Origin of the sequence: Haloferax sp. YSSS75, from assembly GCF_046764215.1 — an archaeon.
Taxonomy (GTDB): Archaea; Halobacteriota; Halobacteria; order Halobacteriales; family Haloferacaceae; genus Haloferax.
In genome coordinates this window covers 1,438,272-1,452,552 of record NZ_CP177206.1, presented here as the reverse complement: position 1 = coordinate 1,452,552, position 14,281 = coordinate 1,438,272, and the positions used below count along the sequence as shown (strand labels likewise).

Annotated in this window: 14 protein-coding genes; 11 read left to right on the top strand and 3 right to left on the bottom strand. The window is 63.9% G+C overall.

What is annotated here, in order from left to right; translation table 11 throughout:
- Window positions 1–33: 33 nt before the first annotated feature.
- Complete coding sequence (gene purM / locus ACK3R5_RS07675) at window positions 34–1,008, bottom strand: phosphoribosylformylglycinamidine cyclo-ligase (RefSeq protein WP_411968574.1); 975 nt, start codon at window positions 1,006–1,008, stop codon at window positions 34–36.
- 401 nt (window positions 1,009–1,409) lie between these two features.
- Here purM and ACK3R5_RS07670 point away from each other — a divergent pair, with 401 nt between their 5' ends.
- Window positions 1,410–1,646, top strand: coding sequence for a hypothetical protein (locus tag ACK3R5_RS07670; RefSeq protein ID WP_411965803.1), 237 nt, complete (start codon window positions 1,410–1,412; stop codon window positions 1,644–1,646).
- A 199-nt stretch (window positions 1,647–1,845) separates the two neighbouring features.
- Here the strand turns inward: ACK3R5_RS07670 and ACK3R5_RS07665 are convergent, their stop codons facing one another.
- Both ACK3R5_RS07665 and ACK3R5_RS07660 read right to left on the bottom strand, forming a co-directional pair.
- Window positions 1,846–2,469, bottom strand: a complete 624-nt coding sequence (locus ACK3R5_RS07665) for a metalloprotease (protein WP_411963474.1) — start codon at window positions 2,467–2,469, stop codon at window positions 1,846–1,848.
- Window positions 2,466–4,142: a TraB/GumN family protein gene (locus tag ACK3R5_RS07660; RefSeq protein WP_411968573.1), complete on the bottom strand. Its 1,677-nt coding sequence runs from the start codon at window positions 4,140–4,142 to the stop codon at window positions 2,466–2,468. Before ACK3R5_RS07660 ends, ACK3R5_RS07665 begins: the two co-directional genes overlap by 4 nt.
- Window positions 4,143–4,195: 53 nt before the next feature.
- Between ACK3R5_RS07660 and ACK3R5_RS07655 the strand changes: the two genes are divergently transcribed.
- The 10 genes from ACK3R5_RS07655 (at window position 4,196) to ileS (ending at window position 14,232) form a co-directional block, all read left to right on the top strand.
- Complete coding sequence (locus tag ACK3R5_RS07655) at window positions 4,196–5,518, top strand: glycerate kinase (protein WP_411968572.1); 1,323 nt, start codon at window positions 4,196–4,198, stop codon at window positions 5,516–5,518.
- Window positions 5,519–5,605: 87 nt separating this feature from the next.
- Window positions 5,606–6,223: an ArsR/SmtB family transcription factor gene (locus tag ACK3R5_RS07650; RefSeq protein ID WP_411963471.1), complete on the top strand. Its 618-nt coding sequence runs from the start codon at window positions 5,606–5,608 to the stop codon at window positions 6,221–6,223.
- A gap of 77 nt (window positions 6,224–6,300) precedes the next feature.
- Window positions 6,301–6,744 (top strand): bifunctional nuclease family protein, encoded by a 444-nt coding sequence (locus tag ACK3R5_RS07645; RefSeq protein ID WP_411963470.1) that lies wholly within the window; start codon window positions 6,301–6,303, stop codon window positions 6,742–6,744.
- Between the two features lie 55 nt (window positions 6,745–6,799).
- Window positions 6,800–7,285 carry an acyl-CoA thioesterase gene (locus ACK3R5_RS07640; RefSeq protein WP_411963469.1) on the top strand — a complete coding sequence of 162 codons (486 nt, stop codon included), beginning with the start codon at window positions 6,800–6,802 and terminating at the stop codon, window positions 7,283–7,285.
- A 48-nt stretch (window positions 7,286–7,333) separates the two neighbouring features.
- The gene (locus ACK3R5_RS07635; RefSeq protein ID WP_411963468.1) at window positions 7,334–7,789 is read left to right on the top strand and encodes a hypothetical protein; all 456 of its coding nucleotides are present in this window, start codon (window positions 7,334–7,336) and stop codon (window positions 7,787–7,789) included.
- A gap of 196 nt (window positions 7,790–7,985) precedes the next feature.
- Complete coding sequence (locus ACK3R5_RS07630; protein ID WP_411968571.1) at window positions 7,986–9,392, top strand: DUF4397 domain-containing protein; 1,407 nt, start codon at window positions 7,986–7,988, stop codon at window positions 9,390–9,392.
- Window positions 9,393–9,472: 80 nt separating this feature from the next.
- Complete coding sequence (locus ACK3R5_RS07625) at window positions 9,473–9,751, top strand: ArsR/SmtB family transcription factor (RefSeq protein ID WP_411963466.1); 279 nt, start codon at window positions 9,473–9,475, stop codon at window positions 9,749–9,751.
- Window positions 9,752–9,797: 46 nt separating this feature from the next.
- Window positions 9,798–10,103, top strand: a complete 306-nt coding sequence (locus ACK3R5_RS07620) for a hypothetical protein (protein ID WP_411968570.1) — start codon at window positions 9,798–9,800, stop codon at window positions 10,101–10,103.
- 30 nt (window positions 10,104–10,133) lie between these two features.
- Window positions 10,134–10,724: a hypothetical protein gene (locus tag ACK3R5_RS07615; protein WP_411968569.1), complete on the top strand. Its 591-nt coding sequence runs from the start codon at window positions 10,134–10,136 to the stop codon at window positions 10,722–10,724.
- 376 nt (window positions 10,725–11,100) lie between these two features.
- Window positions 11,101–14,232, top strand: a complete 3,132-nt coding sequence (ileS, locus tag ACK3R5_RS07610; RefSeq protein WP_411968568.1) for an isoleucine--tRNA ligase — start codon at window positions 11,101–11,103, stop codon at window positions 14,230–14,232.
- Window positions 14,233–14,281: the final 49 nt, after the last annotated feature.

Here is a 14,281-nt window from a genome sequence, read left to right as displayed (position 1 = left end):
TAAGGAAGAACCGCCGTAAAAATGTACGCGCCGTTACAGTTCGAGGCCGCGAATCGAGACGCCGTCTCCCGACTCGACGTGCCCGATGACGCGGCCATCAGTGGCATCGACCAGCGCGTCGGCGTTCTCCTCGGGGACGGCGGCGACGAATCCGGTGCCCATGTTGAACGTCCTGTGCATCTCCTCGTCGGAGACGCCGCCCTTCTCCTGGACGAACTCGAAGACGGCCTGTGGGTCGAACGCGTCGTCGACGACGTACCGGAACTCACCCATCCGTTCGAGGTTGGTCCACCCGCCACCGGTCACGTGGGCGGCGGCGTTGGTTCCTGCTGCCCGCAGGTCGTCGAGGAGATACGCGTAGATGCGCGTCGGTTCGAGGAGTGCTTCGCCGACGGTGTCGTACTCGTCGCCGTCCCATTCGTCGTCGTAGTCGCCGTCGGACGTTGCCGCCTTTCGGGCGAGCGTCAGTCCGTTCGAGTGAATTCCAGACGACTGGAATCCGACGAGTGCGTCGCCCGGTTCGGCCTCGCCGGGGAAGATAGCGTCTTTCTTCGCCAGACCGGCACAGGTGCCGGCGAGGTCAAGCCCGTTGATGACCTCGGGCATGACCGCCGTCTCGCCGCCGACGAGTTCGATGTCGGCCATCTCGGCACCTGCGGCGAGTCCCTGTCCGACCTGTTCGGCGAACGTCTCGTCGGGGGCGTCGACTGCGAGGTAGTCCACGAACGCGACGGGGCGAACCCCGGCGGCGACGAGGTCGTTCGCGTTCATCGCGATGCAGTCGATGCCGACAGTCGAGTAGTCGGACAACGCCTCTGCGACGAGGAGTTTCGTCCCGACGCCGTCCGTCGCGAGTCCGAGATACCGGTCCCCGATGTCGAGGAGGCCCGCGTAATCTCCAGACCCGCCGCCGACCTGAGCAACGAGTGCCGCGGTTGCGGCCTCACTCGCCTCGATATCGACGCCAGCGTCCGCGTAGGTCATCCCCTCGGAGTCGTCGTTCGTCATGTTCGTGTACGAGATAGGCCGAAATATAAAATCACAGGGTCCAGATGATACACATTCTCGCATATCTGCAGGTGTGGCTCACTCCCGTGGGGCCACCGGGAGGAACCACTCTGAGCGCGCGCGTCTCGTGTCACCTCGTTCGTCGCTCTTCCAGTGAACGTGTCGGCCTCTTCCCGACTGAATCGCCGGTGCGCAAGCAAGTACCGGAGAATACTGCTCCAACCGTCGAAAAAGTCTGAGACACGTCGATAAACCGTCTCGGCGAATCTCAGGCGTTCGTGAAACATCCAAAAAACGTTATTAGGGAGGTTTATCCGCCCGATGAAAAGTTGAAAAGCGAGCGAATTCACCGTAACGCTCGGCCCCTTATATGATGGTGCCAATCGTATGGATGAATGACGATGTCCGGTATCCCCTCCACAACCGACTCGATTGCCCTCGACTTTGCGTCAGCAGTCGGTCGACTCGCATACGAACCAATCGAAACCATCGCGTTCTGGTCGGCAGTCGCGCTCCCAGTCGCATACCTGCCCATCCTCGCCAACGGCCTCTCGTCGGCCGACGTTCCCCTGTTCGTCGGCCTGCTGGCACTGCACGCGACGGCGTTGGTCCTCGGTCGTGGCCACGGCCAAGACTGACTCACCCGAAGCGACCAGCCCTCGCCGGCGTCGTCCCCCTCCCACACAGACGCCTCGTGCGTCGATTGGTCCCCTTCTCTGCCCCATTTGCGTCCCTGTCGTCGCTCTCGGAGAGCGGACGCTGTGCAGGTCGCTCGCGGTGCCGACGCTATTTGTGACGTCACGAAAGTGGCCGAGAGAACGCCGTGACCTGCGGCCCTCAGATTCCGACGAAGAGGAGTAGTCCCGCAGTCAGGGCGACAGAGAGCACGAGCACGCCGAGGAAGACGGGCGTACTCCACGCCTTGACGGTTCGTCCGTCGAGCGACCCGAACGGCAGCATGTTGAACGCCGCGAGGAACGCGTTGATGACGAGGCCACGCGACCCGATGAGTTCGAGGACGCCCGACCCGACGACGATGCCGGCGACGAACACCGGGGCGAAGGCGACGAGAAGCAGGAGATTCGTCACGGGTCCGGCGAGTGCGATGAGGCCGTGTTCGCGTTCGGTGAGCATCCCTCGGTGGTAGACTGCGCCGGGAGCGGCGAAGATGAACCCGACGAGGGCACTCATGATGGCGATACCGAGCATCCCGTAGTCGGCGCGGAACTCCGCTATCTGGTCGAACCGAACGGCGACGACTTTGTGTGCGACTTCGTGGAGGAGAAAGCCCACGCCGGCGGTGAGGAGACTCACGACGAGTGCGAGGCCGAACGTTCCACCCAAGAGCGACGCGATGGCCCGCTGGCCGCCACCGGCGAAGAAGATGGCGAACGCCACTCCCAGTGCAAGCCACGCGACGGCAAGGTCACGCAGTTCGCGGGAGGAAAACGAGATGTTCACGTCAGCGTCCTCCAGATGAGGTCAGCACTGTTCGCAGCGCCTTCGAGCATCAGGTTCGTGACGCCAGTGACGCCGCCGAGGTCCGCCGCGATGACGGGCAAGACGTAGGTGACGAAGAGGAAACTCGCGATGATACTCCCGATGTTCGTCATCGCGACGACCATGATGAGTTTGAACAACGGCACGTCGAACAACTTCCCGACGAGTTCGGGAATCGGCGTCTCCTCGTCGGAGAGAATCTGGTTGAGCGTCCCGATGTCACCGACGTTGACTGGCGTGTGTCGGAGTTCGAAATATCCGGTGAACCATCCCGGCGCGAGAAGCGGGTTGATAGACGTCATCCACGCGACGAGGCCACCGACGGCGGCGGAGGTCCACCGCGCACCGGCGAGTTTGGCGAGTCCCGCCGCGAAGATTCCGTTGATGAGGAACCACGCGGCGAAGATGGTCAGCAGTCGTTCGTTGCCGACGCCTGCCATCGCCAGGAGGACGAAGAAGGCGACGAACACCGCGGTGATTCCGAACCCGACGAGTTTCCCCCACGGGAAGCCATCTTTCTCTGCGACGCCGACGAGTGACTCCATCGGCGGGAGCGTCTCCGGGTGTTCGAGATAGTTCTCGATGCCGGCTTTGTGCCCCGCGCCGACGACGGCGACGACCGAACGGCCGCTCTCGCGGAGTGCGACCAGTTGGTGTGCGATGTAGGCGTCACGCTCGTCGATGAGGGCTTCTGCGCCGCCGGGACTGAACCGGCGGAATTCCTCCATCATCGCGGTTACGACGTCGCCGTCGGTCAGGTCGGCCATGTCGAACTCCTCGATATCTGCGTTCTCACCGGGTGTGAACAGGCCGACTGCGTTCAGGATGGTCCCGACGACGACACCGACGCCGACGCCGGCGAGGATACCGACGACGAGACTGCCGACGATAGTCGTCCCCAGTCCGCCGAGAACCGAGGTGACGAGGCCGGTTCCGTATCCGAGGCCGAACCCACCGACGAGTCCGACGGCCGCACCGCCGCCGAGACCAGCGATGATGGCGTCGTCGCCGTTCAACGAGAAGGACGCAATCGTGTACAGGAGATACGAGGCGGCAGCGCCGACGACGGCGCCCGTGGCGACACGAGTCAAGAAGACGTCAGAGATGCCGACCACGTCGCCGTAGAGGCCGACGAGTGGTCCGAGGAAGACGCCGACGGCGATGCCCGCGATGATACCGACACCGCGCGCGTCGGCGACGCCGAACGCGAGGTCACCGACCATGCGCATCTTTTCGAGTGTGCCCATCCGCCGCCAGAAGCGTTGGATGGTCGTCTGAATGTCTCGGTCGACGAGCGCGACGTCGAGGCCCTCTGCTTCCGCAGTCTCGACGGCGGCCAGCATGTCCGCGCCGGGTTTCACGTCGAACTTCTCGCCCATCCGCGACTGGACGTACGAGAGCATCCAGTAGGCGATAAACTGGAAGACGGTGTTCCCCCGAAGGAGGTCACGCGCCTCGATGTCGTCTGGGGTTCCGCCCTTCAACTGTCGGTATCGCCCCTCGTCGAGTTCGACCGCGACGACGTCTGGGCGTTCCGATTTGACGGTCTCTTCGACCTCTCTGACGCTGTCGGCCGAGACGTGGGCCGTCCCGACGACGTGGACGTGACCCTCGCCGGGCGACGAATCGTTCATCGCCGGGTTTACCGTCCCACGGTTTTTATCCGTGTCGGCATCACCCACGAGTTATGGACGATTTCGATGCGCACACACCGACGCCAGCACACGAGACGGCGATAGACTGTCTTCGTGCGGGTGTCGAGGCGGTTCTTCCCGAGCGCGTCGTCCGCGAGTCTCTCTCGCTCGACGGCGACGTGCTCACCGTCGCGGATGCGACTTACGACCTCTCGGCGTACGACCGAATCGTCGTCGTCGGTGGCGGAAAGGCAGGCGACGGCGTCGCAGACGCGCTCGAAGCAGTGCTCGGCGACCGAATCGACGCCGGCGCTGTCGTCACACCCAACCCGGGCACAGGCACTCGAATCGAGCGCCTGCCCGGTGACCACCCGGTCCCCTCGGCACGCGGCGTCGAGAGCACGCGGCGTCTCGTCGAACTCGTCTCAGACCTCGACGAACGGACGCTCGTCCTCGCCGCTATCACCGGCGGTGCGAGCGCAATCCTTCCCGCGCCGGCCGACGGTATCTCGCTTCAGGACCTTCGACAGACGACGGACGAGTTGTTAGAGAGCGGCGCGGAGATTCACGACCTCAACGCCGTCAGGAAACACCTCTCGACGCTCAAAGGCGGTGGTCTCGCCAGACTCGCATCGCCAGCGACTGTCGTCGGCCTCGTCCTCTCGGACGTGGTCGGAAACGACCTGGACGTCATCGCCTCCGGCCCGACGGCCCCCGACGAGACGTACTACGACGACGCCCTCGACGTGGTGGACAGATTCGGCCTCGACGTTCCGAAGTCGGTCAGGACGCGTCTCGCACGCGGGTCTGCGGGTGACGTCCCCGAGACGCCGAAACCCGGCGACCCTATCTTCGAGCGCGTGGACAATCACGTCCTCGCGGACACGTTCACCGCACTCGACGCCGCCCGCGACGTGGCAACCGAGCGCGGATACGACTCGCTCGTCCTCTCGTCGCGCGTCCGAGGGGAGGCACGCGAAGCGGCGAAGACACACGTCGCCGTCGCAGAAGAGGCCCTCGCGACCGGAAATCCGATAGAACCACCGGCGGTGATTCTCTCCGGCGGCGAGTGTACCGTCACCGTGCGTGGCGACGGGTCAGGCGGCCCGAACCTCGAATTCTGTCTCGCTGCAGGCCCGGAACTCCCGGACGGCGTGGTACTCGCCAGTATCGACAGTGACGGACTCGACGGCGGGACAGACGTCGCGGGCGCGCTCGTCGATTCGTCGTCGGTCACGCAACGTGATGCGCACACGGCCCTCGCGGCGAACGACGCACTCCCCGTCCTCACGGACGCCGACGCATTGGTCGAGACGGGGCCAACTGGGACCAATGTCAACGATATTCGCGTCCTCGTGGTGGACGCTGTAGAGTGACTGCGGACACCACTGGTCGAGGACAGTGACGTCGGTGTGACGGCGGGGACAACAAGTTTGTATCCTCCCGTGTAGTAACGGTCACGTATGGCAGGTTTGCTGCCCTCAGCCCCCGACACCTCCTCCGTAGACGAATCTTCGCCTCGGGTCATCGGACTCGGTGACGACGAGGCGTCCGACCTCCTGTCGGCGCTGTCGTCGACGACTGCGCGCCGCATCCTCGCCGAACTTCACGAGGAACCGACGAACGCCGCAGAACTCGCCGACAGGGTGGACACGTCTCTCCAGAACGTCCAGTACCACCTCCGCAAACTCGACGACACCGGCCTCGTCGAGGTAATCGACACCGTCTATTCGGAGAAAGGGAGAGAGATGAAAGTCTACGCTCCCGCCGACAGACCCCTCGTCGTCGTCGCGGCGACGGAAGAGACGCGGACGGGCGTCGCCAGCATCTTGAGTAGTCTCCTCGGTGCCGTCGCCGTCTTGGGCCTCCTCTCGGCGTTCGTCCAGTGGATTACGACGCGTGGCCTCTCCGGGTTCGCCCCCGTCGCGGACTCCGGCGGTGCAGAGGCCGAAACCGTGACGATGGCCGCCGAATCCGCGCCAGCCGTCGCACAGAGTATCCCCCCGGGACTCGCGTTCTTCGCCGGCGGACTGGTCATCCTGCTCGCTATCGGCCTCGTCCAGTTGTATCGGCGACGGTAGTCACGCACGCCCGAGAGTCTGACGCCACACCTGTTCGTTGGGGTAACTATTCGTACTCCGCGAAACTACTGTGTAGCATGAAGCACCGTGCCGTGGTCCGTGGTATCGGGGTCGGTGTCGGTGAGGACGGGTCGAACGTCCCCGCAGTCATCCTCGAAGCACGCGACGAATTCCTCCCCATAGTTATCACCTCGGACCAGGCCCAGGCGATTCAACTCGGCCTCTCGGGTGAACAGTTCGAGCGACCGCTGACCCACGACTTACTGGTCGAGATGGTCACGGAGTTCGGCGGCGCAATCGACAGTATCCGCATCGACGACATCTCCAACGGCACGTTCTACGCGAAAGTCGACGCCGAACGCTACACCGACGGCGAGGCCCAGACGTTCGTCTTCGACGCGCGCCCGAGCGACGCCATCTCGCTCGCCATCCGAGTCGACTGTCCGATTCTCGTCTCCGACGACGTTCTCGACGCGGCAGGCCAACCACCCGAAGCGTTCGACGTAGACACGGACGAGTAGTTCACCGCGGGTCGGGTCCTACGATTTCAAGCACCCTCGGTACGACGCCACGTCCATGAGCGAATCTACCGCCACGCTCGCGGAGTCGCGAACCGAGATGACCGAACTGCTTCTCCCCAACGACACCAACAACCTCGGGCGTGCCCTCGGTGGGGCAGTCCTCCACTGGATGGACATCTGCGGCGCAATCGCGGCGATGCGCTTTTCGAACCGACAGTGCGTCACCGCGTCGATGGACCACGTCGATTTCATCAGCCCAATCGACCTGGGTGAGGTGGCGGTCATGGAGGCGTACGTCTTCAACGTCGGCCGGACGAGTGTGGACGTGAAAGTCGACGTCCACGCCGAGAACCCGAAGACCGACGAGTTGCGGAAGACCACCACGTCGTTCCTGACGTTCGTCGCCCTGGACGACGACGGAACGCCGACGCCAGTCCCGCGACTGGACTGTCCGACGCCCGAAGAAGAAGCACTTCGAGAAGAGGCAGTCGAGGCGCGTGCCGACCAGTTGGAGTCGGTCATCGAGCGGATGGATACGTAGAGTGGTCGGCGGCGAACCCTTATCCGGGAAGACGACTCACCAATTCGTATGCTCGACGTTCCCGTCCCCGACCCGCCGTCGTTGCCGAAGGTAGACCCGAACCAGTACGAGGACGCGCAGGTAGCAGTCGACGCCGACTTCAAGCGACCCGAACTCGAGGAGTTCCTCGAAGCGGGAGCGTGGGCCGACGCGTTCGAAGCGTGGGCAGAGGAGACGCCCGTCACCGAAGACCAGTGGCAGGTGGTGCTCGAACTCGACTTGCTCACGTACTTCGACTTCTTCTGGGACGACTTCGCCGACAGAGTCGGGTATCACGCGCCGGGCCTCCCCGAAGACTGGAAGGAACGCGAGTTGCATCCGAAGTTAACCTCGTGGGGGCAGGTGTCGTCGATAAACGCGGGCCTCACCGAACTCGGCCAACAGGTGTGCGACGTGCTCAAAGACGACTACATCGACTGGGAATCGTCGTACGAGGCACCGGACGACCTGCCGGAGTTCGACTGAGGGAGAACGCGGGAAGTCGGCCGCTTCTGTGCGACCCGTCCGCGACTGCGCGAGAGTTACATCCATCGCTCGGACGCTGCACGAAACCACCCATCACGGGTGACAACAGGGCAACAGTTGGGGGACATCCGGCGGCATCGGGGTGAGATTTGGGAAAACCCTCAAATTCGCACTGGCGAACCCACGACTCGTCGCTATGACGAACATCAAGCGCCGTGACATGCTTCGCGGAATCGGTGGGGTAGCCATCGTCGGTGGACTCGCCGGTTGTATGGGAAGCGGAACGACCGGTGGAGACGACTCCGAGACGACGACCGAACCCGACATGAACGAGACGACGACGCCGTCACCGACGCCGGAACCGGAGATGGCGATGGTCCGCGTCGCGCATCTGTCGCCCGACGCCCCGAACGTGGACGTCTACGTCGACGACGACGTCGCCCTCGAAGACGTGCCATACGGGGCCGTCAGTGACTATCTCTCGCTCCCGGTTGGGACCTACACGGTGAAGATTACCGCCGCGGGTGACGAATCGACCGTCGCCTTCGAAGGCGATGTCGGCGTCGAGGAGGCGACGTACACCGTCGCCGCCGTCGGTGAACTCGGTGAAGGGACGTTCCAACCCCTCGTCCTCGAAGACGACGTATCGCTCCCCGACGCCGAGACGGCCCGTGTCCGCGTCGTCCACGCCTCGCCCGACGCGCCCGCCGTCGACATCACCGCCGGTGACCAGACGCTCTTCGACGGCGTCGAGTTCACACAGTCCGGCAGCGTCGAAGTCCCCGCCGACACCTACACACTGCAAGTCAGAGGCGACACCGAGTCGAACGACGGCGACGCTGTCGCCGAATTCGACGTGGAACTCACCGGTGAGACGGTCTACACCGTCTTCGCTTCGGGGTACCTCTCGCCCCCCGAGGACGCGATGGACAAGGCCTTCGAACCTATCGCAGTGGTCGACGCCGGGATGGGTGGCGGCGGCCTGTTGGACGTGGCCCTTCGCGCGGCGCACCTCTCGCCCGACGCACCGAACGTCGACGTCCTCGTCGATGGTACCGTCGCGCTCTCGGACGTGCCATTCGGCGCTGTGAGTGAGTATCTCGGCCTCTCCTCCGGCATGCACCAGGTGACGATTCGTGCGACTGAGGCACCCGACACCGTCGTCTTCGACGCGGAAATCGACCTGACGACTGGGGCGTACACCGCCGCCGCAATCGGTGAACTCGAAGACGGTGCGGAGAACGGGTTCGAAGTCGTGCTCCTCGAAGACGACCAGTCGGCCCCCGCTGACGACGTGGCCCGGATTCGCGTCTTCCACGCGTCGCCCGATGCGCCACCCGTCGACGTGACTGTCGCCTCGTCCGGCGACGCCATCGTCGACGGTGCTGCCTTCGGCGACACCGCGACTGTCGAGGTTCCCGCCGGCGAGTACACCCTCCAGATTCGGGGCGATACCGAGACGAACGATGGTGACGTCGTCGCCGAGTTCGATGTCGCACCCGAAGGTGGCCGGACGTACACTGCTATCGCGCAGGGCTACCTGACGCCCGACGACGAACCGACCGACGCGGGGTTCGACCTGCAAGTCGTCGCCGACAACTAAACCCGAGCACTCCGGTTTCGACCGGCAAACGTCTCAAATCGCCGATGTGCTTAGGTCCGTCTCCGCTGTAGTAGTACGGCATGGAGGGTGTCCTCTGGTACGTCCTGACGGGCACACGTGGTGGTGCGAACCGTATCAGAATCCTCCGTGAACTGTCGGACCGCCCGCGAAACGCGAACCGACTCGCAGAGGAGTTACGCCTCGATTACAAGACGGTTCGTCACCACCTCGACGTACTCGTACAGAACGGGATGGTCGAACACAGCGGGACGGGATACGGTTCCGTCTACCTTCCGTCGGGACAGACCAGACAACACTGGGACACTATCGAGCGAATAATCGCCCACGTAAACGAATGAAACCAACGACAACGAGCGACGGACCGGCCCGAACGGAGCGATTGCGATGAGTATCTGGGTGGACGTCGCGCGACTCTCCGTCGGACTCAGTGCCGTCTTCCTCGTCGTCCTCCTCGGAATCTGGGGGAAGAACTTCGTCACCTTCCGGTCGAAACACGCACTGGGACTCGTCGTCTTCGGGTTCTTCTTGCTCGCACAGAGTCTCTTCGCGCTCTACTACTACCTCGTCGACCCGACGCTCTCCGTCTGGTTCGCCACCGAGATGCCAGACATCGCGTGGCGAGTGCTGATGGGGATTCACGTCCTCCAAGCGGTGGCCCTCGGCGTCCTGCTCTGGGTGACGTGGGATTGATTTATACGGTGTCTCTCTGACACGTCTACCATGCGCCGCCGTGCCCTCCTCTCCAGCGTCGCGTCGCTCTCACTCGTCACGACTGCCGGGTGTCTCGCCGACACACGCAGAACCGCGAGTGGTCGAATCACCGGTGCCCACGGGTCCGCTGTCCTCCACCCTGTCGACGAACAGTACGTCCACGGGTCGTTCCCCGACGACGCTGACCTTCGCGGATGGGTGTTTCCCAATCCACCCGACGACCAACGCGACGTGTTCACCGAGCGAGCGATGCAGGGACGCTACTCCAACGACCTGTTGTGGGCGGACGGCGACTCGTTCGTCCTCCTGTTCGAGGTACTGATGTCGCCCGGCGACGCCGCGTTCTACAACGTCGGCCTCTCACCGGAGTGGACCGGGTGGAACACCGCAGAGATTCCGATTCGTCGGTCGCCGGCCGACTTGGACCGCTACGAGGACGCTGACGAACTTGTCTGTACGAGTCTCCACAAATTCGAGGTTCGTCGAGGCGGGGCCCCGAAACGGGTCACGCTCGTCGTCCACGACGACGAGATGGACGCGACGCTCGGGAGATACACCCTCGGGGAGTGGACGCCACAACGCTCGGCGGCGTCGGAGTAAGCGTTATTGTCGACGCGGCACTGGTTTCGAGTACGATGCGACGCGACCTGACGACTGCGGCCACGCCGTTCGAGGCCCGTCAGTCGCGACACTGCGTCACCCAGTCGTCGATTATTGCGGGGCGCTAGCCTCGCATCCACTCTTATCCCCGATTTCCGCCCGAACCGTCTCTGAGCACCCGCAGTACATCGTATGACCCGACACACCAAGACCCGACAGGCGTATCGATTGCAGACTACCCGGTACCGACAGCGGCGGGTTCGCCATCTCGGTCAGCACCGGAGGCACACCCATGTCGAAGAGTGACACGGAAGCGCGCCCGGAAGACGCGGACGAGACCCGCCGTTTTGATATATATCCACGAGAAGGACGGGGTATGGAAGACATCGCAGACCAGTACACGCCGTCGGACGTCGAGTCCGTCGTCAGCGAGTACTGGGACGAGAACGACGCGTACGAGGCGACGAAGGAGGCACACGCCGACGACCCGTCGTTCTTCTTCGTCGACGGTCCGCCGTACACGTCAGGGCAGATGCACCTCGGTACGGCGTGGAACAAGACGCTGAAGGACGCCGTCATCCGGCACAAGCGCATGACGGGACACCAGGTCACCGACCGTCCCGGCTACGACATGCACGGCCTCCCCATCGAGGTGAAAGTCGAAGAGGAACTCGGCTTTACCTCGAAACGCGACATCGAGGAGTTCGGCATGGAGCAGTTCATCCAGAAGTGCAAGGAGTTCGCCGTCCGCAACCGCGTGGCGATGGACGAGGACTTCCAGTCTATCGGCACGTGGATGGACTGGGACGACCCCTACGAGACGCTGTCGCCCGAGTACATGGAGGCCGCGTGGTGGGCGTTCTCGAACGTCGCCGACAACGGCCTCGTCGAACAGGGCAAACGCAGTGTCAACTACTGTCCGCGCTGTCAGACCGCCATCGCCGCCAACGAAGTCGAGTACGACGAAATCACGTCGCCGTCTATCTACGTCAAGTTCCCACTGAGTGGACGCGAGGGGAACCTCGTCATCTGGACGACGACGCCGTGGACCATCCCGGCGAACACGTTCGTCGCCGTCGACGGCGAGATGACGTATCAGGCCGTCCGCGCGACCAAAGACGGCGAGAGCGAAGTGCTCTACGTCGCCGAACCGTGCGTCGAAGACGTCCTGAAGAAGGGCCGCTACGAGGACTACGAGGTTCTCGACGAAGTGACCGGCGACAAGATGGTTGGCTGGGAGTACGACCACCCACTCGCCGACGTGCTCGGCGAGTACGCCGACTTCGAGGGGGCCGGACAGGTCTACACCGCCGACTACGTCGAAGCGGACCGCACTGGCCTTGTCCACTCCGCACCCGGCCACGGGCAGGAAGACTTCGCCCGCGGGCAGGAACTCGGCTTAGACGTGTTCGTCCCCGTCGACGACAAAGGCGAGTTCACAGAACAGGGTGGCGACTACGCGGGAACGTTCGTCCGCGACGCCAACCCACAGGTCATCGAGGACCTGGAGGAAGGCGGCCACCTGCTCCACGCCGGCGAACACGACCACCGCTACGGTCACTGTTGGCGCTGTGATACGGACATCATCTTCCTCGCTACCGACCAGTGGTTCATCACGGTCACCGACGTCAAAGAGCAACTCCTCGACAACATCGAGGAGTCCGAGTGGCACCCGCAGTGGGCCCGCGACAACCGCTTCCGCGACTTCGTGAGCGACGCCCCCGACTGGAACATCTCCCGGCAGCGCTACTGGGGTATCCCGCTTCCCATCTGGGTCCCGCAGGACCCGGAGGCAGAGGGCGCAAAGGAGATGATAGTCATCGGCACGCGCGAGGAACTCGCCGAACGCGCCGACCAGGATATCTACCCGGAGACGGTGGACCTCCACCGACCATCGGTCGACCCCATCACCATCACGGAAGACGGCGTGACCTACGAGCGCGTCCCTGACGTGTTCGACGTGTGGATTGACTCCTCTGTCGCCACGTGGGGCACGCTCGACTTCCCGAGTGAGACCGAGGCGTACGAAGAACTGTGGCCCGCGGACCTCATCATCGAGGCACACGACCAGACCCGTGGTTGGTTCTGGTCGCAACTCGGCATGGGTACCGCCGCGACTGGCGAGTCGCCGTACAAGGAGGTCATCATGCACGGGTTCGCCAACGACAAAGACGGCCGCAAGATGTCGAAGTCCGTCGGCAACATCGTCACGCCCGAGGAAGCAATCGACCGAGCGGGTCGCGACCCGCTTCGCGCCTACCTGCTCTCCCACGACCAGCAGGGAGTGGACCTCTCGTTCGAGTGGGACGGCCTCGGCGACATGCAGTCGACGCTCAACATCTTCTGGAACGTCTTCCGCTTCCCACTGCCGTACATGGACCTCGACGGCTACGACCCGGCCGAGGCAGACCTCTCGGAGGGCGAACTCACCGTCGTCGACGAGTGGGTGCTCTCGCGCCTCCAGACGGTCAAAGCCGAGATGCACGAAGCGTGGGACGACTACGAAGTCCACACCGCGCTCAACACGCTCCTCGACTTCGTCACGGAGGACGTCTCGCGCTTCTACGTGAAGGCGATTCGCGAGCGCATGTGGGACGAAGAGGAGTCCGCCTCCAAACTCGGCGCGTACGCCACGCTCTCGACGGTCCTCGCCGAGTCTCTCCGCCTCATCGCCCCCTACACGCCGTACATGGCCGAGCGCATGTACCAGCGTCTCGACGGCAGCGAGACGACGGTCCACATGCTCTCGTACCCCGAGGTAGACGAGGACCTGCGCGACGAGGACCTCGAAGCCAACATGGCGGTCCTCCGTGACGTCGAAGAGGCCGCCGCGCACGCCCGCCAACTGGGTGGCCGTAAACTCCGCTGGCCCGTCTCGCGCATCGTGGTCGAGTCCGACGACGAGGGTGTTGCCGACGCGGTCAACGCACTCTCGGACCTGCTCTCGGAGCGCGTGAACACGCGCGACGTACAGGTCGTCGAGGTGTTCGACGAACTCGTCGAGACGGCCGAACCACAGATGAGCGTCATCGGGCCGGAGTTCGGCGCCGAGGCGCAGAAGATTATGGAGGCCGTCGAAGGCCTCACCCGCGCCGAAGTCGAATCCGGCGTCGACGTCGACGGTGAGACGTACGAACTCACCGACGAGATGGTCTCGTACGTCAAAGAACCGCCGGCGAACGTCACCGGTGCCGAGTTCGAAGGCGGCACCGTCTACGTCGACACCGCCCTCACCGACGACATCGAGTCCGAGGGCTACGCCCGCGACGTCATCCGGCGTATCCAGGAGATGCGCAAGCAACTCGACCTGGACGTCGAAGAGGAAATCGACGTGAGCGTCGTCGTCGAAGACGACCGAGTCGCCGGATTCGTCGAGGAGAACGCCGACCTCATCGCCTCGGAAGTCCGCGCACGCGAGTTCGAACTCGGCGCTGCCGAGGGTGAAACCGTCGAAACGTGGGACGTCGAAGACGTGTCGGTGACTATCGCCGTCACGCAACTCGACTGAACGCCTCCCGAACGAAACCGACGTCTCGATTTTTCACATCCCGTCATTC